The sequence below is a fragment of the Prosthecobacter sp. genome (genome assembly GCF_046154365.1).
Classification (GTDB): domain Bacteria; phylum Verrucomicrobiota; class Verrucomicrobiia; order Verrucomicrobiales; family Verrucomicrobiaceae; genus Prosthecobacter.
In genome coordinates this window covers 22546-44466 of sequence record NZ_JBJXFV010000028.1, presented here as the reverse complement: position 1 = coordinate 44466, position 21921 = coordinate 22546, and the positions used below count along the sequence as shown (strand labels likewise).

Below are 21921 nucleotides of genomic sequence, written 5' to 3'. Positions count from 1 at the left end.
CGGGGCCAAACCGCGGACAGCAGCTACAACCAGAGTCAGATACAGGACCTCATCAACAAGGTGGATGAGCTGATCAATGCGCTGAGGCGGTAAGAAGTGACAGATTTTCGCGAGTCGCGTCAACACGCTGGACACTGGCTTTGCCGATCCCGACATGGAGGCCCTGCGCCAGAAGATGAATGAGATGATCCTGAACGGGCGGCGGTAGTTTCCGAACCTCGGGTGGCATGGCAGGATGATGACAACTTTTGGCAGACCTAGGCCATGTATTCCCGAATGGTGGGGCGTTCTACTTTCACCATGAAATGCCGCCGTTTGTTCTGCCTCCTCTCTTTGCTGCTCGCGCCGCTCGGCGTTCAGACTTCATCACTCGCTGCCGAGCAGCGCCCCAACGTCATCTTCATCGTCGTTGACGATCTCGGTTACGGCGAACTCGGCTGCTACGGCGGGAAAGACATCCCGACACCGCAGATCGATGCACTCGCGGCGAGTGGGGCGCGATTCACGAGCGGCTATGTCACCGCACCGTTTTGCGCGGCCTCGCGTGCGGCGTTGCTGACGGGGCGTTTCCAGACGCGCTTCGGTTTTGAGTTCAATCCCATCGGCGCGAAGAACGCTGCGCCAGGCATTGGCTTGCCAGTCGCGGAGAAAACCATCGCAGATCGTCTGCGTGACTCGGGCTATGCGACGGGATTGGTGGGCAAGTGGCATCTCGGAGGCACGGCCGAGTTTCATCCGCAGCGGCGTGGCTTTGATGAATTCTTCGGCTTTTTGCACGAGGGTCATTTCTACGTGCCTCCGCCGTGGCAGGGCGTCACGACCTGGCTGCGCCGAAAGACACTGCCCGATAACGGAAAGGGCCGCTGGACGTCACCCGATGGCCGCATGGTATGGAGCACGCATCTCGGCTCAAACGAACCCGAATACGACACCGACAACCCGCTGTTGCGCAGCAGCCAGCCGACCGATGAGAAGGCGAACCTCACCGACGCCTTCACGCGCGAAGCCTGCGATTTCATCGGCCGGCATCGCGCGCAGCCGTTCTTCCTCTACCTCGCCTACAATGCCGTCCACAGCCCCATGCAGGGCGCGGACGACTACATGAAGAAGTTCGCACACATCGGGGACATCCATCGTCGCATCTTCGCCGCGATGCTCGCCCATCTCGATGACAGCGTGGGCAAGGTGCTCGCTCAACTCCGTGACAGCGGCATCGAAGAGAACACGCTCATCGTTTTCCTGAGCGACAACGGCGGCCCCACCAAAGAACTCACCTCAAGCAATGCTCCGTTGCGCGGTGGCAAAGGCGAACTCTGGGATGGCGGCATTCGCGTGCCCTTCATTGCGTCGTGGAAGAATCACATCAACACCGGTCAGGTGGTGGATGCACCTGTGGCTTCCATCGACGCCACCGCGACCGCGCTGAAAGTGGCTGGTGCTTTAGCTCCAGAGCATTCGACTCAAGCCGAAGCCACGTTGGACGGCATCAACCTCATGCCCCTGCTCACGGGCAAGACCACGCAACTGCCCGAGCGTCCACTGTTTTGGCGCGTTGGCAAAAAGAACGCCCTGCGTCTTGGCGACTGGAAACTCATTCGCGATGGCAAGCAGTGGCAACTCTACGATCTCACGCAAGACATCAGCGAGACCCGGAATCTCGCCACCCAGGAACCCGCCCGCGTGCAGCAAATGTCAGCGCTATGGGATAAGTGGAACGCCGAACAAATCGACCCCCTGTGGAAATAAGGAGCCCTATTCAATGAAGCTCACACTCAAAATCCTCACCACCCTGCTGCTCGCGCCGCTGGCATACTCGATTGCTGAATGCGACACAACTGTTGCCGAGTGATCTCGCGCCCACATGCGTTTATCTTTCTGTTACCCCCCCCCAACCACAATGCTCCAACACTTCTTCTCTCTACTCGTCCTCGCCTCCATCGCAGGCGCTGCTGAACGCAAACTCGAAATCAACGATGGCGACCGGGTGTTGCTCATTGGCGACGTGCTCGTCGAGCGCGAGAACAACTACGGCTACATCGAATCAAAGATGCGGCGGGAGTTTGCGGGTAAGAGTTTTGCGGTGCGAAATCTTGGTTATAGCGGTGACAGTCCGCTGGGGGCTTCACGAGCGAGTTTTGATCCGGTGGAAAAGGGTCTGGATGCACTGAAGGAGCAGCTCGCGGTGGTGAAGCCGACGGTGGCGATCCTGGGCTACGGCATGGCGGCGAGCCTCGATGAACTGACGTATCGGAAGAATGATCCGGTGCTGAATCCCGACCCGGTGCGCTATGGCGTGGAGCACAGCCCGGCGAAGTTTCGGCGCGAAGTGCTCGCTCTGATGGATCTGATCACGGCGGCGAGCCCGGATGGCAAGGTGCGCTTTGTTTTCGTGGGGCCGATCAAGCACGAGGATCTGCGCGCGACACGGCCCGGGCTGCCGGATCCAGCGGAGCACAATGCGCTGCTGGCAGAGTATGAGAAGGTGATGGAGCAGCTCGCGGCGGAGAAGAGTTCGCCCTTTGTGCGGGGCGAGTGGCAGAAGTCGGCGGGCGTTGATCTGGCGCAGGGCACGGACAATGGCATCCACCTTACGCCGCGCGGATTCCGCGCACTGTCGGAGAGTTTTGCGGCACAGCTCGGCTGGAAGACGGATGCGGCGAAGTGGGACGGCGAGACGACGGAGCAGCGCACGCTGCGTGAGGCGATCCTGCGGAAGAACTCGCTATTTTTCCACCGCAGCCGGCCGGCGAACTACACCTACATCTTCGGCTTTCGGAAACACGAGCAGGGGCGCAATGCGGTGGAGATCCCGAAGTTCGACCCGCTCGTGGAAAAGGCCGAGGCGAATGTGATCGGCATCGCGGCCGGCAAGCCGAGCACGCTGCCACCCGAGCCGCCGAGCGAGACGAAGCTCACCGCGCTGCCCTCTTTGCCCCGGCCTGAGTTCACCTTGGACAGCGGCCTTAAGATGACGCTCTTCGCCGAGAATCCGCTGCTCGAAAAACCCGTCGGCATGAACTGGGACACGTCGGGCCGCCTGTGGGTCGCGACGTCGAACACCTATCCGCAGGTGAACCCCGACGACCTCGGCGCGCAGATGGAGGGCAACAGCGCGAAGTTCGGCCCCTCGACTGGCAATGACCGCATCATCCTTCTCGAAGACACGAACCGTGATGGCGTGGCCGATGTCTCGCGCATCGTCGCGGACAGGCTGCTCATCCCCTGCGGTGTCGCCCCGGACAATCACGGCGGCTGCTTCGTCGGCGCGAGCACGGAACTGCTCCAACTCAGCAACCCCGGCGCGGATGGCCTGCTCGGCGAGCGCCGCATCGTGCTCAGTGGTTTCGGCACGGAAGACACGCATCACATCATCCACGGGCTGCATTGGGGCATCGATGGCCGGCTGTATTTCCAGCAGACGATCTACATCCACTCGCACATCGAGACGCCGTGGGGACTCGTGCGCGCGAACAGCGGTGTGGCCTTCGCGTATGACCCGAACACCGAGCGGCTCGAAGTCCACTCGAAGGGTCTCGTGAACTGCTGGGGTCAGCAGGAGGACCTCAAGGGCCAGACCTTCCTCACCTCCGGCGCGGATGGAAATGGCATCACCTGGAGCTTCCCCGGCGCGGTGCTGCCGCCGAGCGAAGGCGCGCGCCGCACGATCACGAGCATCAGCCCCGGCTCGTATCCGAAGTTCGCCGGACTCGAACTCGTGAACAGCCCGCTCTTCGGCCCGGAGTGGCAGGGCAATGCAATCACCAACGACTTCCGCGCGCATCGCATCGTGCGCTTCAGCTTCACCGATTTCACGCAGTCCGAGCGCAAAGACGGCTCCGACGTGAAGTCTGGCTACGTCACACAGACGCAGGCCGACGTCGTACGCACGAGTGACGCGGCCTTCCGCCCAATCGCGCTGAAAATGGGACCTGACGGCGGCCTGTATGTCGCCGACTGGACGAATCCGATCATCAATCACGGCGAGGTGGATTTCCGCGATCCGCGTCGCGACAAGCAGCACGGTCGCATCTGGCGAATCGCGCCGCAGGACAGCAAGCCCATCGCGTGGGAGCCGGTTGCGGGCAAGCCGGTTGATGTCTTGCTTGCAAAACTGCTCTCGCCGAGCCGCTGGGAGTTCGAGCAGGCGCGCCGCGAACTTGCGAAGGCGCCGGTCGCCGAATTGCAGAAGGCGCTCGCGGGATGGGTGAGGGATGAAGTCACTCGCCGCCACGCCGCGTGGCTGCTGAGTGGCCGCAGCGCGGATGTCTCTCATCTCGTCGCCATGCTGAAGGCCAGCCCTTGGGACGACACGAGCGTGCAGGTCGCGCTGCGCGAGATCGGCAAGGCATATGGCAATCGCGGCATCACCGACATCAGCACCATCGCGCCGTGGGTCGAGGCTGGCCGCAATCCTCGCACGCGCCTGGAGGCCTACCGCGCGCTCGGTCGCATCAGCACATTTGAGAGCGCCGATACGGTCCTGAGCAACATGCCCGCCGATGCGAGCGACAGCTTCCTCGACTTCGCCGCATGGACCACGGTGAACGAACTCGCGCGCCCGTGGCTGGAGGAACTTGCCGCGCATCCGGGAAAAATCGCGGGCCGCGAAAACCAACTCACAACGCTTGCAAACATAGCCGATCCCGTAATCGCCGCCCCATACATGCAGCGCCTCTTTGTGGGGCGCACCATCGACGCCGCAGGCAGCGGCCCGTGGATCGAACTCATCGGCAAATCCGGCGGCCAGGCCGAGGTGGATTCGCTCTTCAAAGTCTTCGTCGCCGAGGGTGGGCTGCAACCCGCAGCGCGCCTCCGCGCCGCGAAGGCTCTCGGCGATGCCGCGAAAATGCGGCGCATCCGTCCGCAGGGCGACCTCGGCGCGATTGCGCCAATTTTGAAGACGAGCGACCGGCCGCTACTCCTCGCCGGCATCCGCCTCGCGGGCGAATGGCAGCAGGGCAAACTCGTGCCGGAACTCGCAGCATTTGCTGGCAATGAGAAGGACGGCGCGCTGCGCTTTGAGGCGCTCACCGCGCTGCGCAACATCGGTGGTGGCGCGACGCTGGAAGCGCTGAAGAAACTCGTCGCCGAAGATCGCCCGGTCGAGGTTCGCCGCGCGGCGCTCATCCCCCTCGCCGTGCATGGACGCGACGCCGCACTCGCCGCGTTGCCTTCCATCCTGAAGCAAACTCCGTCGCAGCCGGAAGCGCGCGCGCTTTGGCAGCAGTTGTTCCAGCTAGCGCCGTTCGCCGCCCACTTTGCGAAACAGATGCCGAAAGATCTCCCCGCATCGGCGTACTCCGATGCGCTGCAAGTCGCCCGCGGCATGGGACGCAGCGGCACCGCACTCGTCACCGCGCTCTCGCCGCTGGCCGGTGCAAAGCCAGCGCAGCGCGACTTCGCCGCAGAGATTGCGGACTTTGTGAGATCCGTCCCTGAAGGCGGCAACAGCGCCGATGGCGAAGTCGTCTATCGCCGCGCAGGTTGTGTCGCGTGCCACGCCATCGGCGGCATCGGTGGGAATTTTGGCCCCGACTTTTCCAGCATCGGTGCGAGCGCGCCGCTCGACTACATCATCGAGAGCACCGTCAACCCCGCCGCGAAAGTGAAGGAAGGCTACCACGGTTTCGCATTAACGATGAAGGACGGCAGCGTGATGAACGGCATCCCGGTGCGCGAGACCGCCACCGAGGCCATCATCCGCCCCGGCCCAGGCGTCGAGATGCCGCTCGTGAAGGCCAACATCGTGAAGAAGGAAATCATCGGCAGCCTGATGCCTGCCGGCCTCGTGGACGCATTGAGCCCCGGCGAGAAGCGCAACCTGTACGCCTTCCTGAGCCAGATCGGCCGCCCCGGCCCGTTCGATGCGAGCAAGCTGAACGTTGCACGCAGTTGGAGCTTCCATGTCAACGCCCCCGGCGAGCCGCCGGCGCAGGAAGCTGCCGTCATTGCCATGACGCTCGTTAGCGGCGACCTGCGCGCCGAGGACCGTCCCGACAAACCATTCGCCACCGCGAGCTTCACCGCCGCCAAGTCCACCACGCAGCCCCTCATCCTCACCGGCATCGAAACCGCCTGGCTCGACGGCAAGCCGCTCGAACTCAAGGACGGCCGCTGCACCACATCCATCCCCGCTGGTGACCACCAACTCACCGTGCGCCCGGATCCCAAGGCGCCGCTCATGAAGGCGCAATGCGATGACGTTTCGTTTGTTTCCGGCACGAAGTGACAACGCACGGCCCCTCATCACTCCCGCGCCCCTGAATCTGAGCAAACGAATCACAGTCGGAAACCGATGAATCGAATCGCGCCAACCTCGACTACATCCTCGCACAGATCCTCAACCCCAGCGAGGTCATGCAGGAGAGCTATCAACTCGTCATCGTCACCACTCGCGATGGCCGCACCCTCTCCGGCATGGTCGCCGCCGAAGACAACCAACAGCTCACTCTCCGCCTTGTGGGCCAAGACAGCATCGTTACCCAATCCGAGATCCTCTCTCGCGAGAAATCCCCCATCTTCATGATGCCTGAAGGCTTGCTCAAAACCCTCAAAGACGACGAAGTCCGCGACCTCATCGCCTACCTCCGCACCACCGCGCAGGTGTCCTTGCCGAAACACTGAATCCCCCAAGGCCGAAGAGGCACTCGACGTGATCCCCGACATCTCATTCGATGCCGCTGATCACCGAAACGAGGTCAGGTGAAAAATCCAACAAACGACCCTCATTGCGGCGTGAACGGTGAGGATCGCAGTCACGCTCGCCTTCGATCATCCGCTGTGTTGCAATGCGGCACTAGCAGCAGCGTTGGAAGATATGCCGCATCCAATAGCCCCTACGAGATCGCCATCAATCCCGCCGGCACCGTGTTGGAAAGCGACCACGGCAAGGACGGCAAAGGCGTGAAGTGGACCTCCGGCGCACAGTTCGCCGTGCATCGCGGCGACAAGGAATGGAGCATCGAAATGCGCCTCCCCATCACCGGCGAAGGCTCCCGCATGATCGACCCGCTCAAAGGCAGCGACGGCGCCATGCCGAAGGATTTGTTCCCCTGGCACTTCAACGTCTGCCGCCAACGCGTGCGTCGCACGAGCATCGAACGCACCGCGTATTCACCCACGGGAAAGGACGACTTCTATGTGCCGGAGAAGTTCGCGAAGCTTTGGGGGAAGTAGTGGGAGCAGGTCATCGCGCACGATTCACCTTTAGGCTTTCAATCCTCTGCAGCGTCGCGCTGCTGCATTGTGCGGAGATGTTTAATTGGCCTTCTGCGGAGGGAGAATGCCTTCGAGCTTTGAATCGAAAGGGTTGGGCGAGGGGATGGCCAGGTCGCGTTTGAGGAATTGGAAGAACTCAATCATGCGGTCGAATTTGGCTTTGAGGATCTTGTCGGTTTGCAACTTGGCCAGGAACGGCTGGTCGCCACGCCCTTCATCGGCGACCCGCGCCGTCATCATGCGACCGAAGAGCGTGGCTCGGTCGTCGGTGGCGATGTTCATGCCGTAGGGTTCGGCAAAGCCCTGCCACTTCGTGTTGTCCTTGTAGAACGTCGTTTGGTTGGGAGCATTCGGGCTACCAGGCGCGTTGCCAGTCAGTGCATTGATCCGGCCTATCTTATAGGCGAATCCCTTTTCGTTGAGGCTGTCCCAGTTCGCTCCGAAGATGGGGCCTCCTTCCTTCGAGAACTCTTTGTCGATCAGGTGCAGCACTTCGTGATGAATGGTGCGCCGGTAGAAATCCCGCGATGTCACTTTCGCCGGATCAAAGGTGCGGAGGCCATAGGCGAACGACACCTGCGGCAACCAGCTCATCCCTTGCCCGGCCACGCCGGAGCCGCGAAAGGTGAAGTCATTGAGGATGTAGAGATTCTTCACCTGGAGCCGCTTCGTGATCTGCTCGGGATAAATCTCCAACTCCTCGCGGACCATGCGAATGAACTCCTTGAACTCATGCAGCTTCTTGTCGGTGAAATAGGAGTATTCCAGCCGCACTTTCGCCGGCATGGGCGGGACGGGCGAGCCGGGTTCCCAGAGCACCTTGAAGCCCCATTGTTTCTCCAGCATGCGGATGTCGTCTTGAATCTCGGCGTCGGCCTTGATCTGGTCCGCGCTGTGCGGGTCGATGGGATCGTTCAGGCAAATGGTCCGCTGATGCTCGGGAATGATCGCGAGAGTTTTCCAAAAGGCATCGTCAAACCGCGGCTCGAGCGTGCGCAGATAGGACTGCACGATTTCGATGCGCTGCTTCAGCTTGGCGTCCGTCTTTGCGAGCGTGGTCAGTTCGCCAAACTCGAACGGCTCCCACAGCATCTTGTAAAGCCCCTCCCTCCCGTTGCTCGCCTTGGTGAGCCTCTTGTCGCTCTCCGTCTCGCGGGTCGCGTCATCCGACTCCAGCGTCTTCCAATGCGCCGGCGCGAGGGGCGAATCGGGCGACTTCACGTCCGCGAGCAGGTAGGAGAAGAGCGTGTAATGGAGGTAGCCCCGGCCGAGGACCTCGATCGTCGGAGTCATGGTGCCCGGCACCGTCACGAGGATCGAATCGCCCGCCCGCTCCGCGATGAACGTCGGCGAGTAAGCCGGCGTGGTGCTTTTCGCTGCCTTGGCCGCCTTGGAAACATAGGCATTCGCGAGCACGAGATTCTTCGCGCCATGCTTCTTCACAAATCCCGCCGGGTATCGCTTCAACTCCGCCTCCACCCAAGCGAGCACCGAGAGCGCGTTCGCCAAGTGTTCCGCCTTCAAGGTGGTCACGTCATAGTTCTTGGCCGTCACCGCCTCGTCGGCCCGCGCCAGCGTGATGGTGACTCCGAAGTCCGTTTGGAACCGTTGCCCCACCGCACTGAATTCCGGATTCTGCTCGATGGGAGCACCCTCAGACGCTTGTCCGCCCTTCTCTGCGGTCTTCGGGATTTCGGGCGTCTGCGCAAATGCCGAAGCCGCGAGCGTCAGCGCAGTGACGAGTGCGAGGGGGGTCTTGAAGCGGTGCATGCGAAGTCGAACGTAACCGGGTCGTCGCGCCATGCGACGGCATTCTCGGGCAACTTCGCGCATCCCAGCGGCGGAAACGCGCTGCTGCCATCGCCAATCGCAGAACATTAGATGGGATTGGCCGCGCCACACTCGAACTCGCCGCTGCATTCCATCACCGGGCTACTGCCGAGCGGATGAGAAGCCTGCAGGGGTTTTCTAGTCGGTCAGTTTTCCTGAAACGCACCGCTTGCGACGATGTCGCCGATCATTTCCCGGAGACCGCAGCCGGGGGCGCGCATGTCTTTGGCAATGGCGTGCACATCGGCGCGGTCGGTGATGCTCGGTTCGCCGGCGACGACGGGGTGTGGCGTGTGTTCAGCGGATGGAAGGAGTCTGTTCAGTGTTCGCCCTTTTTTTGGCATCGGCCCTTCGGTCGGGGTCACGGGCAGCGGGAGGAAGTCGCGCTGGTGGATCATCCACTCCTGCATCGCTGCCTTGAGTTCGCGTTCGTAGCTCACAGGGAGTTCCCGCAGTTCTGACTATTCGGCGCCCTTTTTCTTGCCGGCTTTGCGCATGGCTTTTTTGTCATCCTTGTTGGTGGGTGAGTCCGGCTCGTTGTGCGCAGGCAGGAGTGCTTTGAACTTGGCCATGATTTCCTTGGATTCGGGATTCGCGGCCAGATTCTTGTGCTCCAGCGGGTCGGTGCTGTGGTCGTAGAGTTCCTCGGCGCCATTCGCTTTGCCGCCATACCAGGTGTAGCGGTAACGGCCATCGGTTAGGGAATGGTTGCTGAACTGGTAGGTGGTCAGGGTTGGGTGATTCCACACCCTTTTCGGGTCTTTCAGCAAAGGCACAAAGCTGCGTCCTTCGTTCTCCGCATTGGGCGGGAGGCCGCACAGTTCCACCAGCGTGGGATACATATCGAGCAGGTTGACGACTCCATCACATTGGAAATCGGCGGGAGTCATGCCGGGCACGCGAACCATGAACGGCATGCGGTCCGACTCTTCCCATAGGTCGGTTTTGCCGTATTTCGTTTTCTCGCCCAGATGCCAGCCGTGATCGCCCCAGAGCATGAGGACGGTGTTGTCAGCATGCTGGCTTTTCTTCAATGCATCGAACAGCAGACCCAGGCAGTGGTCCACGTAACTGATGTTGGCGAGGTAGGCGCGTTGCGCTTGCCTGTGCATGTTGGCTTTGTCGATCGCGTCAAACGAGCCAATCGAAGACTTGAACAGGCGTTTTCCATTCGCGTCCACGATGTCATCGAGATCGTCACGGAAGATTTCGACAGGCTTGATTGTTTCCAGCGGATAGAGGTCAAAAAACTGCTGTGGGACGAACCACGGCAGATGCGGTTTGGAGATGCCCAGGGCCATGAAGAACGGCTTGCCGTCGAAGTCGCGCTTGAGCTGATCTGCCGCCCATTGGCAGGCGACGTAGTCCTTGGTCTCTTCGACCGAGGCCTTGCACGCCCCCCACTTCGCCACTTCCTTTTCCTCGCCTTTCTCTTGGCCCTTTTCGTCGGCTTTTTCTTCGGATTTTTCGCCTAAAGCGGATGACGGGGATTCCTCCCAGAGCATGCCTTTGTTGCGCCCTCCGCCTTCAGCGAACTCTTGGAACGCCCATTGGCCCTCATCCATGCCCTCAGACGTCGGATGCTTGTGGAAGATCTTTCCCGTGGAGAGCGTGTGGTAGCCGTTCTTGGCGAAGTATTGAGGAAGGGTGACGACATCCTTGGCTTTGGGGGCCTTTTTCAGGTCTTGAGTGTTGCCGTAAATGCCCGTCGTGGAAGGGCGTTTGCCGGTCAGGATCGCCGAGCGGCTCGGGCAGCAGACCGTGGACGCGCAATAGGCTTTGTTCATCACCATGGCCTGCTCTTTGGCGAGCCGGTCAAGGTTAGGCGTGATCGCCTGCGAGTTGCCGCCGAAACATCCGATCCAGTCGTTCAGGTCGTCAACGGCGATGAACAAGACATTGTAGGGCTTAGTGGGTTGGTCAGGTTTGTCAGGGCTCGTTTGTGCGAACGCTGCTGTCGACAGCGAGAGTGTGGCGAGGAGGAGGATTGTTTTCATGAGTCGTCGTTACTTAGATTGTTGGGAGAATGGGTCACATCAGTCAGCTGCCTGAAATCACATGACCTCAAGGCCGCTGCTCACCACGGTGTCGGGTTTGTCTTTGCCGGCTTTGACGGTGTATTTACCCGGAGCATAGACGCGGGGTTTGAAGGACTCGGTTTGCGAGCGCACGGTGTAGAGGATCTCCCCCGTGGACTCGGCGATGACTTGGACGACGGGTTTGGTTACGCCATCGAGTTTCACGGCGGGGAGTTCGGCGTGGACTTTGCGGCCGTCGTTGGAGTCTTGAGTGATGGTGATGGGCCAACCGGGGAACTGGGCTTGGTTGCCATCGGCGACTTTGGCAAAGCGGGGCCAGCACTCGAAGGTGATCTTGCGGGTTTTCTTGTCGAAACGAATGAGGCCGTAGCCGTCGGCGCGTTTCTTCTCATCCTGGATGTCATCAGGGTTCGCGTAGGCGAGCATCGAGATGAGGTTCCCGAGGCCGTCTTTGAAATCGCCTGTCCACGGCAGCGGGCTGTTCGGCACAGGATTGGGGCCGGCCTTTTCGTCGAGCGGATGCCACCAGCGGCCGTAGATGGTATTCACGAGCGCGGGACTGGTGAAACTGAAGGGGCCATCGTGGAACTGCTCGATACCATGCTGCACGACGACGGCGAGATGCTGGTCGCCGCAGAGATGCGGAGCCCAGGCGCGGCGGATTTCAAGCAATGCCCGATTGCGCCCCGTCTGCGGCCAGCCATTGCAGTCGAGATCGGCGAGCAGGCGCTTATCCACGCCACCATGCATGTGCACGGCTCCGCAGAAGGCGGTGGCGGACAGAACACACTTCATCTCAGCACCGCCGCTGTAGTCCTGGCTCCACTCGCGGAGAAACTTTTCCTGGCGTTTGCCTAACAGCTCCAAACCGGGCAAATCGATGCTCTTCGGGTCATACGCGGGATCGTTGATGTGGTCGGGGCGCGGGCCCATCTGCGGGATTTTCCCGGCGGGACCACTCTTGAACTTCCGGTCTTCCAGAATGGCAAAATCAACGCCGCTGACGATCATGCGGGTGAAATAGACTTTCACATCGCGATCCACGTCGGCGGGATCAACGGGGTCCGGCAGGTGCCACGACTGCTGGCGCTGCACCTGATTCACATACGCCACGGGATAGCGGAAGCCGCCGTCCGCGTCGCCTTCAACGCTGGATTGCTTGCCGCTCTCGCCCCAAAGATTGCCATGGCCGACGTCATGATCATCGGGAATGCACACGCAGGGGCGATCACGAATGATGTCGCGGAACTGAAGGCCGAACTCGATCCAGCCGGCGGTGTGCTCCGTGTGGCGATACGTCTGATCGCCGCCGAAGAAAAGCACATCGGGGTCTTGTGCACGAAGGTTCTCGATGATCTCCGTGCGCGGACCAATCGTGCGGCTGGAGTTGCAGCTCATATTCGCGATCACGATCTCGCTCTTCTCCACCGGATCGCGGCGGATGAGGCCTTCAAACATCGCCTTCTCGCCATGGCGAACGCGGTAGGGCACGTTCTTCGAGCCATCCCAGCCTTCCACACGAAGCTGGGCATCCCATCCGGGATAGTGCACTTCCGCTTTGGCGATCTCCTTCCAGTCTTCGCCCTCGTGTTTTACTTCCAGCCGCGCCACACGCTCCTCGCCGGGTTTCAGCGGGAAGAGCTGGGCATTCACCTTCAGCACGCTTTTCTGCTGCGTGTATTGGGCAAAGCAGACGACCTGATCGCGCGGCACATCCATCGTAGGCGCAGGTGGCTGGCCTCCTTTGGCCTTGCCTTTGCCTTTCTGCTTGTCGTTGGATGCCGCAGCCAGCGTGCCCTTTGTCCACCACTCGCCCGTGGTGAGGGATTCGAGGTTGGGGAACTCTTCGCCAAATGGCTGTGGTGCATCAGCGGCGAGGCCGGAACTGCGAACGAAGAGGAGAGGCGTGGCTTTGAGGAGGTGTCTGCGGGTGATGTTCATGATCGTGAATAAGTGGAGGTTTCGGTTACAGCGTCTTTAAATAGGCCGCGAGATCGGCGATGTCCTGGGCGGTGAGGCCGAGTTGATCGGCGGAGAGCATGAGGGATTTGTTTTTGAAGACCTTCATCTGCTTGATGCGGTCGCGGGGAATGAGTTGGCTGATGCCGCCCATGGAATCGAGCATGACCGGATCGCCGATGCTGCGGGCGATGCCGTCGATCTGACCGCCGTCTTTCAGCTCCACATGGGTGAACTCGTAACCATGGGCGATACCCTGCGACGGATCCGTGACCGCAACCGCAAAAGCTTCTGCTCCTTGATCCTTCACCCAATCAGCGAGATCGGGGCCAAACGAAATGCCGACGCCTTCGATCTGATGACACATGACGCAGCGGGCGGAGGCGGCTTTGCCGCGCGCGACATCACCGGCGAGTTTGTTGATCTCGGCAGGTGGGGGCAGCTTCGATCCCTTCATCGCGGGAGGTGCGATGATGTTCTGGAGCACGATCTTTTCGGGATCGTAGATGCCGCGTGTTTTCAGAAGCTCCTTCGTGCCGAAGTCCTTCCACTGATCCATGCCACGATTGAAGAGCCACCACTTGGCTTGCGTCGCCAGCGGAACATCCGTCCCACCCGCGATGTCCACGATGGCCATCACAGCGTCTTTGTTGCCGATGAAGGCGAGCGTATCGAAGGCGAGGCGGCGGGCTTCAGCGCTGAGTGAGCTGGCTTTCGCGCGCTCGATCAATGCGGGCACCGCGGCGGGAGCGAGAAGGCGCCACGTGATGCGGGCAAAGGCCGGCGACCATTGCAGTGCTGCGGTTTGGGTCTTGGAAAGTTCGGCCCACATGTCGGCTTCGATGCCGTCCGCAGCCATGCCGCAGGCTTCGAGATAAGTGCGATCGGTGGCGTCTGCGAACTTGGCGAAGAGTTGCAAAACAAGGTCGCGTTTGTCCGCGCCTTTGATGTCGCGCAGCAGAATGGCAATCTCGCGGCGCACGGCGGCGCTCGGGTCGGCGATGAGTTCGCGGATCATCGGCAGCACTTCGGTCCCTGCATTGCGCAGAGAGCGGAGGGCGAGCAGGCGTTGTTCGGCATCGGTGTGCTTCAGGCGATCGCGGCAGAGCGTGGAGCCTTTTTCACCAAGCAATGGCAGCAGCCAAACGGCGCGAGCACTGATCCAGCGATCCTTGTCGGCGAGCACGGCTGCCACTGCGGGCAACGATTTCGCACCCGCCGTTTTCAGCGCGTTGAAGCCAGTGTTGCGCACATGCACAGCGGGACTTTTCAGCAGCGTGATGGAATCGGCAATGGCGTCGCCGGTTGGCTTGGCCATGCTCGGTTTGAATCCCTTCGGCGCAATGCGGTAGATGGTGCCGGAAGTGCTTTCGTCCGTGTCGTTGTGCCCGCCTACGCCTTTGTCGAACCAATCGGCGACGTAGAGCGCTCCATCCGCGCCCACCACGATATCGGAGGGGCGGAAAAGATCATCGTTTGGGGAGGCAAGGATTTCGGAACGCTTACCAAGTTCCACTGCGGCCCCGCTACCGAGCTTGGGTTGATAGCTCAACACGACGCGCTGACGCGCCTCACAACTGAGCAACGATCCCGCATATTTTTCTGGAAGCGCACCATTCTCATAGACCGCGATCCCCGTCGGCGAGCCATTGCCATAGATGTCACCGGCAGGCAGCGAGCCTGGATCTTCCTGCCGCCAATGGGCGATGGGAACCGTTTGTCCGGGACGTTTGTCGGCCTGCCAACTGCGCAGTCCATCCTTTGAGAAATAACCCATGAAGCCGCCTTCCATCAGCCAGGTGACGCGACAGGCTGGCGGATCGTCGTTGTCATTCTGAAACATGTCGCCAAACGACGACAGGCATTCCTCGTAGCTGTTGCGGAAACCGTGGCCGACGATCTGCATGCCTGATCCATCAGGATTGAAGCGCCCAATGGCACCGCTGATCCAGACGCGACCGTCATCGCTGGCTTTGCCGGCATATTCCTCGGGGTTGTTGAACCACTCGGGAGTGCCACCGCCACTCTTGTAATAGGGACCACCGAGACGAAACGTTTTGCCATCTTTGTCCGTGACCTGAGCGCCCGTGTTGCCTTGATTGAAATACCATTTCCCGTCCGGCCCGGCGATGACGGCATGAAGGCTGTGATCATGATTTCGTGCATTGAAGCCCGTGAGGATCTCCTCGCGAGTGTCCACCGCGGGATCGAACTTCTGGTCGCGGTTCACATCCGTGTAAACGATGATGCTCGGCGGCTGCGCGACGACGATCTTGTTATCAAACACGCTCACGCCGAGCGGAGAGATGAGTGCCTTTTCCTGCACGAAAGCATGCGACTTGTCCGCCTTGCCATCGCCATCGGTGTCCTCGAGCACCATGATGCGATCTCCCTCAGGACGACGCGTCACGTGCTTGCGATAATTCACGCCCTCCGCGACCCAGATTCGCCCGGCAGCATCAGTGTCCATATTGGTGGGATTGAAAAGCATCGGCGTCGTGGCCCAGACGGTGACTTCGAGATCGTCCGGCACCTTGAGGTGATCGACGGGAACGCTAGCGGGCGGCGCTTGAGCGAGCGCGTGAGTTACCGGAGCCAGCAAGAGCATGGCGAGGGTGAGAGTGTGTTTGATCATTGAATTCAATTAGGGCTTGGCGTTGGGCGTTGATTTTTCCTCATTCAACAGCTCCGGGAGTGATGCTTTTTTCTTCTTCGCTTTGGGTCCGCCCGCGCTGCCTTGCTCGGGTGCGTCGTAATGTGGAGAGGGAGTATGCTCGGCGGTCATGATGGCTTCGATCTTTTGAACGATGTCTGGGTGAGCGGTGGCAATGTTTTTCGCTTCGGCAGGATCGGCTTTGAGGTCATAGAGTTCGAGTGGGGCTTTGGTGCCTAGCCGGTAGCCTTTCCAATCGCCCATGCACACGGCCTGCTGGAAGTAGGGCTCATAGATTTCGAAGTAGAGCGATTCGCGCGGCTCTTGCTGACCTTTCCCGAGCATCGTTGGCGCGATGGAATGACCATCGATGCCTCGGGGCGCGGGAACTCCGCAGAGGTCTGCGGCTGTCGGTAAAAAATCCATGAACGAGGTGAGCACGTTACTGGTGCTGCTGGGCTGAATCTTCCCCGGCCAGCGTGCGATGAACGGTGTTCGCATGCCGCCCTCGTAAAGCATCCGCTTGTAGCCGCGCAGGCCGCCAGTGCTGCCGAACGGCTCAACGAACTCAGGGTTCGCACCATTGTCGGAACTGAAAATCACCAGCGTCTTGTCATCAATGCCGAGGTCGCGCAGCTTCTGCATCACACGACCGACGTCCTTATCGACGAGTGCGACCATCGCGGCGTAATTCCTGATCTCCTCCGGCCATTGTTTCTCGCCAAAGACTGGATTCTCAGGGATGACGAAATCGCCATGTGGCGGCGTCCACGCGGCATAACAAAAGAACGGCCGGTCTTTTTGTTGCTCGATGAACTTCAGCGTCTCATTGACAATGCGGGTGTGAGAATAGTCTTCCCACGTGTGCTTGCCGGATTGCTGGTAAGGCACATCGACACTGTTTCGCACCAGATGATCGGTGTAGTAGTCGTGCGCGTGTTTTTGGTCGTAGTAGCCGAAGAACACATCAAAGCCTTGCTTCTCCGCCACGCCGGTTGTGTCAGGATTGCCGAGCCCCCATTTGCCGAAGCCGCCCGTGGCGTAACCAGCGTCGTGCAGCACCCGGGCCACAGTCGGTTGTTCAAGTGGGAGCGATAGCAGGCCGTCCTTGCTTTGATTGGCACGACGCAAGCCATGCCCCGTGTGCTGACCGGTCATCAGCACACAACGTGATGGCGCACAGACCGCACTGCCACTGTAGGCCCGGGTGAACTTCATCCCCTCCGTGGCCAGACGATCAATGTTCGGCGTAACGCCATACTTGCAGCCGTATGCCGAGAAGTCCCCAATGCCCGCGTCATCGACGAGAATGAAGACGATGTTGGGGTTGCCTTCGGCTGTCTTTACTTCTTTACGGCTGTCGGCAGCGTCCAGTGCGGCCAGCGGAGCGAGCAGCAGAGCGGTGACCAGTGAGAGTGTGTGTTTCATGATGGGTTTACTTTTCGGTCGCTGCCGCTGAAGCGAAGACCCTGACATCATCCACCCAGGCCTGTCGGCCTACTGAGAGGCGGATCATCCGTTTGGTTGGATGTGCAACGCCTGCGGCCGTGACCGATGCCACAACCTTCCCGTCAATGGACACGCTGACGGTGTCGCCGACGACCTTAATGAGCAGACTATGCCATTTGCCCGTCTCCAAGGTGCCGGGGAACGTCCTCTTCTGCGCTGCAATGAACGCCAACTGTTTCGGTGTCAGTGTTTTTGCTTTCCGCGCCTCATAGAACTTCATGTTCATCACTCCGGTCTTCTTGTCGTCCACGACCACTTGTTTTGTGCCGACATCAATTTTGAACAGGTGGCCTGAGTGAACTTCTTTGCACTGCGGGTCCGCGATATCCACGCCGAGGACATCCTGCGCATCCTCCAGCATGAATCGCATCTCGACCGTGCCATCGCGGAACTCGGCATCATGTCCGACGCCCACCGCATGATCCGCGTCGGCATGCATAGTGATGTGCATGGCCCCGTCCTTCAGGTCCACCTGCTTGTTGCCACCTGCGCGGGTCTTGCTGTTCGTGGACCAGTCATTGCCGATTTCCTCCGTAGTTTCCTGCGACTCGTTGCGGTCAAACTTGTCTTCAAAGACGAGCTTGCCGCGATCCTCCCCAAAGACGGATGGAAGGATGGCGAGAGCGAGTGTGGCGATGAGGATGTATTTCATGAGTTACGGGGTGATTGCCAATGGATGACGTGGAGGCTACCTGACCGCTCGGTAGAGGCGTTTCCCTCTCGAATCGAAATGCTCGAAGTTGAGTTCTTCTCCGGCGGTGATTTGCAGGAAGCCGCCATTGGGTGTGGGCGAGGTGTATTTCTGCTTGATCAGCGCCTGCGGATCTGAGCCCTTTTTGTCGCCCGGTGCGACGCCCATGCGGGAGTTCTCATCATTCAGCGCACCGCAGGCGAACTCTTCGAGGCCCGATGGATGAATGCTGTGATACTGCCAGTGGCGGTCGCCGCAGATGAGTTTGAGGTTGTCGATCTTGTTCTCCTTCAGCCAGACGAAGAAGGCATCGGCCTCATGGCGGAAGCCGCTGAGATCGGCGTGATTGTCGATCTTCTTCAGGTCGTCGGGGCCAACCATCGGCGTGGGCGAGATGAGGATCTTCCATTTGGCATCACTGGCCTTCAGAGTCGTCTTCAACCATTCGCGCTGCTCCGCGCCCCAGAGCGATTTTCCGGGGCCGTCCGGCATTTCATTGGGTGAGCGGTAATCGCGCCCCTCGGTGAGCCAGATTTGCAGAGCCTTGCTGACTCGATGCGTGCGGTAGGTCGGCTTCTCGCTGTCTGCGGCCAGCATGGGCAATTGCTCGCGAAACATGTCGATGCCGGTTTTCGGCAGCGGCAGTTTGTCGGTTAGATTGTCCGATTCGTTGTAGCGAAAGTCGTGGTCATCCTTTGACCAATAAGCGGGGACGCTGCGGAAGAACTCGATCATGCGCGGAAACCGAAACTGCTCATGCCAGCATTGGCGCAACTGCGGGACCGTCTCGGCCACGCGTAACGGGTTGTCATAATAAACAATGTCGCCCGTGCCCACGAAGAAGTCCGGGCGCAGTTTCAGCATCGACTCGAAGGACGGGTAGCCGAGGCGTTTGTCCTCCTCCGTGGCAGTCAGAGGTCCGCCCGCTTTGCCCTTCTTGCCGTGCAGGAACTTGTTGTAGTTCATGCAACTGCCCACGATGAAGCGCACGGGCGTGTCGATGCCTCCACCTGCCAAGGTCTTGAACGAACAACTCGATCCTGCCTGAGCAGTCGCCTCCGTGGCACCATAGCTGGCGCGGTAATGGTAAGTGGTGTTGGGCTTCAGGCCACTGAGTTCAGCGCGCACGATAAAGTCGTGCTTGTCAGCAGCCGGCTGAAACGGAGTGCGTTGCACATCGCGGAAGTCCGGGTGCGTGCTCCATTCAAAACACGCCACGCCAGCAGCACCCGGCAGGTCACCGTCGGCATCGAGCTGCGCAGCGAGGGTCAGACGCGTTTGCAGCAACGCGGTGGCGTCGGTGACTTCCCCAGACATCGTTCCTTGTCCGAGGAACAGCGCCTCCGGCTTGGATTTGGCGGCGTGCAGGTCAGGGGCACGCCACACCAGCAGCGGAGATAGCTTTAACAACAAACGGCGGGTAATGTTCATGAATGTGAATGTGTAAAGTTTGAGGTCACAGCGTCATCAAATAGGCCGCGAGATCCTGAGTGGTGATCATCAAGGAAGCGGCTGCGGCTCGATGAACGACACCTGCACGTCATCGATGTAGTGCGCCGCCTTCGGCAAAGTCTTGTCCGGTGTGCGGGCTCCAAAGAAGAGCACGAGGTTGCGGGCCGCGTGCGGCACCTGAATCCTCAAGCCAAAGGTCTGCCAGCCATGGGCTCCAGGCAAGACATCCAGACCTCTCGTGGCCGAAGCGATGGCCTCATCTCGGTGCTCGAACCACGCGGCATCGAGATTCTCACGGGTTTCCGAAGCTGCAAAGGCACGCAGCATGTAGCGCACCGATGTAGCAGCATCCGCCGCAGCGAATGATGCCGTGATCTCGATCTCACGCATCTCGTTGCTCCCGCTCGAAGGTAGCGATGTCAAATCGAGCACCTGATAGACGATGCGTGGTGAACCTTTGGGCGACGCATCCAGACGCAGCATGAATCTACCTTCCTTGGCTTGGATTCCATTCTCCGCCATCACTACCCGCGCCTCATCACCACCCCAATGGGCGGAAGCATCTGGAAAGCCCTTCGCAAAGGGCATTTGAGTATCTTCAAAGCTCGGCTGAAACATTGCCAGCGGCGTCTTCTTTTCCAAGCCACGCTGCACCACATATCCGAATACGACCGAAGTGCAGAACATCCCAAACACAATCCCCGCCGCGGCTGCGGTGAGTGGACGCCAAGAGAGCCAGCGTGCGGGTTTCAGCGCGGCCGCCCGAGTCGGCATCGGTTGTGCTGAGGCTTCTTGTCTGAGCGCTGCATCCACGTTACAACGCAGCCGATAGGCCTCACGCGCGTCACGGCTCGATGCCAAAACGGCTTCCAGCTCGATGGCATCATCTTTGGAAATCGTGCCCAGCAAATGCTGGTCAATCAGTTCGCACCAACGGGCGCGATTGGGTGTGTTGGAGGATGATTCACTCATGACAGGATGGGGTTGCCGATTTTGTTTTGGACGCACTGCGCCAGCTTTTCGCGCAGGCGTCCGAGGAGCTTGTAGAGACTGTTGATCGTGCGCCCAGTTTCCTCAGCGAGCCGTGTCACACGCCCTTCGCCCGCATACGGAGCCAGCACCAACTCGCGATGATGCGCCGCCATTTGGGCCAGACATCCGCGCAAAGCATCACGCTCCTGCTCCCAGACATCCTCATCCACCTCAGCCGCTTCATTCGCCAGCAGTTCGATCACCGCATCACCAAACACATGCCGGTCCCGCGCATGATCCCGTCTCAGCCTCAGCGCCTCAAAGCGCACGATCATCTTCGCCCAGGGCAGGAAGTTGTCCGTCGCATCGAGTTGCGAGAGCTTCTTCCACATCACCACACTGGATTCCTGCATCACCTCATCCACCGATTCCCAAGTCGGCAGCATCACCCGCGCAAATGCCCGCAGCGCCTGCTCATGCTTCACAAAGAGCCGCAGGAAGTCGCTTTCGGGGATGGGGGTGGGCTCAGGCATGACGTATTCATCACCTTAACTCCCGCAGTGTCTGCACCCTGCCGAAAAATGCCCAAAAAGGTCGATTGCCTGTGAGTGCTGGGCGCTCAGACTGAAATCACATGGGAAGCTACGACATCATCATCCTCACCGACGAACGCTACGAGACACCCGACGAGTCGCACTGGTATCAGGCGCAGTTGCTCGGCGAGGAGCGGCTTTTGATGGCAGGACTTGAGGCGCGAGGGCTGCGCACAACGCGGGTCGCTTGGTCGAATCCTGATTTTGACTGGAGTCGCGCTCGTGCGGCGGTGTTTCGCTCGACGTGGGATTACTTCGAGCGGTTCGCGGAGTTTTCGGCCTGGATGGAGCGTGTTGCAGACTCGATACCGCTTTTCAATGCACCAGAGCTGGTGCGCTGGAATGTGGACAAGCACTACCTGCGCGGCCTCGCGGAGCGTGGGGTGAATGTGCCGATGACACGATTCATCGAGCCCGGGGAAACGACAACACTTCGAGAGGTGTTTGCGGTCTGCGGAAGGAACGAGGCGATTTTGAAACCGGCAGTCTCGGGCGCTGCGCGGCACACCTATCGACTGAACGCGACGAATCTGGAGGCGCATGAATCAGTCTTGCGTGAGTTGCTGCACGCGGAGGCGATGATGGTTCAACCGTTTCTCGGCAGCGTGCTGACGGAGGGGGAACTTTCTCTCACGGTGATCGGTGGTCGCTGCACTCATGCGGTGCGGAAGATTGCAAAGCCGGGCGACTTCCGCGTGCAGGATGATCACGGCGGCACGGTGCATCATCACACTCCGACAGCAGAGGAGGTAGCCTTTGCGGAGGCGGCAGTCGCAGCCTGCCCGCAGTCACCGCTCTATGCCCGCGTGGACGCCGTGCGGGATGAGTCGGGTGAGCTTTCCCTGATGGAACTGGAACTCGTCGAACCCGAACTGTTCTTCCGTTTCCATCCGCCTGCTGCGGATGCGCTTGCGGCGGCGATCGCTGAAAGACTGTGAGCTTTGTGAGGTTCCAAGTCACTCTACTGCGATATCCGGCCGCCCTTTCATCGTGCCGTAGTTGTAG

General features: G+C 60.2%; 14 protein-coding genes and 1 pseudogene. 5 read left to right on the top strand and 10 right to left on the bottom strand.

Annotated features, from left to right (window positions below):
• The first annotated feature begins 300 nt into the window (after positions 1 to 300).
• From ACKVY0_RS03870 to ACKVY0_RS03855, 4 genes and pseudogenes are all read left to right on the top strand, one after another.
• The gene (locus tag ACKVY0_RS03870; RefSeq protein ID WP_409213476.1) at positions 301 to 1746 is read left to right on the top strand and encodes a sulfatase; all 1446 of its coding nucleotides are present in this window, start codon (positions 301 to 303) and stop codon (positions 1744 to 1746) included.
• Positions 1747 to 1897: 151 nt separating this feature from the next.
• Positions 1898 to 6229 (top strand): HEAT repeat domain-containing protein, encoded by a 4332-nt coding sequence (locus ACKVY0_RS03865; protein ID WP_409213475.1) that lies wholly within the window; start codon positions 1898 to 1900, stop codon positions 6227 to 6229.
• An 86-nt stretch (positions 6230 to 6315) separates the two neighbouring features.
• A pseudogene (locus ACKVY0_RS03860) lies at positions 6316 to 6624 on the top strand (hypothetical protein); the annotation flags it as partial.
• Between the two features lie 159 nt (positions 6625 to 6783).
• Positions 6784 to 7176 (top strand): hypothetical protein, encoded by a 393-nt coding sequence (locus ACKVY0_RS03855; RefSeq protein ID WP_409213474.1) that lies wholly within the window; start codon positions 6784 to 6786, stop codon positions 7174 to 7176.
• A gap of 81 nt (positions 7177 to 7257) precedes the next feature.
• On the opposite strand, the gene ACKVY0_RS03850 is transcribed toward ACKVY0_RS03855, so the two are convergent.
• The 10 genes from ACKVY0_RS03850 to ACKVY0_RS03805 form a co-directional block, all read right to left on the bottom strand.
• Complete coding sequence (locus ACKVY0_RS03850; RefSeq protein WP_409213473.1) at positions 7258 to 8988, bottom strand: hypothetical protein; 1731 nt, start codon at positions 8986 to 8988, stop codon at positions 7258 to 7260.
• A gap of 206 nt (positions 8989 to 9194) precedes the next feature.
• Positions 9195 to 9488: a hypothetical protein gene (locus ACKVY0_RS03845; protein WP_409213472.1), complete on the bottom strand. Its 294-nt coding sequence runs from the start codon at positions 9486 to 9488 to the stop codon at positions 9195 to 9197.
• A 21-nt stretch (positions 9489 to 9509) separates the two neighbouring features.
• Positions 9510 to 11045: a sulfatase gene (locus tag ACKVY0_RS03840; RefSeq protein WP_409213471.1), complete on the bottom strand. Its 1536-nt coding sequence runs from the start codon at positions 11043 to 11045 to the stop codon at positions 9510 to 9512.
• Positions 11046 to 11102: 57 nt separating this feature from the next.
• Positions 11103 to 13028 (bottom strand): metallophosphoesterase family protein, encoded by a 1926-nt coding sequence (locus ACKVY0_RS03835; protein ID WP_409213470.1) that lies wholly within the window; start codon positions 13026 to 13028, stop codon positions 11103 to 11105.
• Between the two features lie 25 nt (positions 13029 to 13053).
• The gene (locus ACKVY0_RS03830) at positions 13054 to 15681 is read right to left on the bottom strand and encodes a PVC-type heme-binding CxxCH protein (RefSeq protein ID WP_409213469.1); all 2628 of its coding nucleotides are present in this window, start codon (positions 15679 to 15681) and stop codon (positions 13054 to 13056) included.
• A gap of 9 nt (positions 15682 to 15690) precedes the next feature.
• Positions 15691 to 17127: an arylsulfatase gene (locus ACKVY0_RS03825; protein WP_409213468.1), complete on the bottom strand. Its 1437-nt coding sequence runs from the start codon at positions 17125 to 17127 to the stop codon at positions 15691 to 15693.
• A gap of 7 nt (positions 17128 to 17134) precedes the next feature.
• A complete protein-coding gene (locus tag ACKVY0_RS03820) occupies positions 17135 to 17860 on the bottom strand; it encodes a family 16 glycoside hydrolase (protein ID WP_409213467.1) in 726 nt (241 codons plus the stop codon).
• A gap of 36 nt (positions 17861 to 17896) precedes the next feature.
• Positions 17897 to 19330: an alkaline phosphatase D family protein gene (locus ACKVY0_RS03815; protein WP_409213466.1), complete on the bottom strand. Its 1434-nt coding sequence runs from the start codon at positions 19328 to 19330 to the stop codon at positions 17897 to 17899.
• Between the two features lie 69 nt (positions 19331 to 19399).
• Positions 19400 to 20323 carry a hypothetical protein gene (locus ACKVY0_RS03810; RefSeq protein WP_409213465.1) on the bottom strand — a complete coding sequence of 308 codons (924 nt, stop codon included), beginning with the start codon at positions 20321 to 20323 and terminating at the stop codon, positions 19400 to 19402.
• Positions 20320 to 20856 (bottom strand): sigma-70 family RNA polymerase sigma factor, encoded by a 537-nt coding sequence (locus ACKVY0_RS03805; protein WP_409213464.1) that lies wholly within the window; start codon positions 20854 to 20856, stop codon positions 20320 to 20322. Before ACKVY0_RS03805 ends, ACKVY0_RS03810 begins: the two co-directional genes overlap by 4 nt.
• 101 nt (positions 20857 to 20957) lie before the next feature.
• Here ACKVY0_RS03805 and ACKVY0_RS03800 point away from each other — a divergent pair, with 101 nt between their 5' ends.
• Positions 20958 to 21854: a RimK family alpha-L-glutamate ligase gene (locus ACKVY0_RS03800; protein WP_409213463.1), complete on the top strand. Its 897-nt coding sequence runs from the start codon at positions 20958 to 20960 to the stop codon at positions 21852 to 21854.
• Positions 21855 to 21921: the final 67 nt, after the last annotated feature.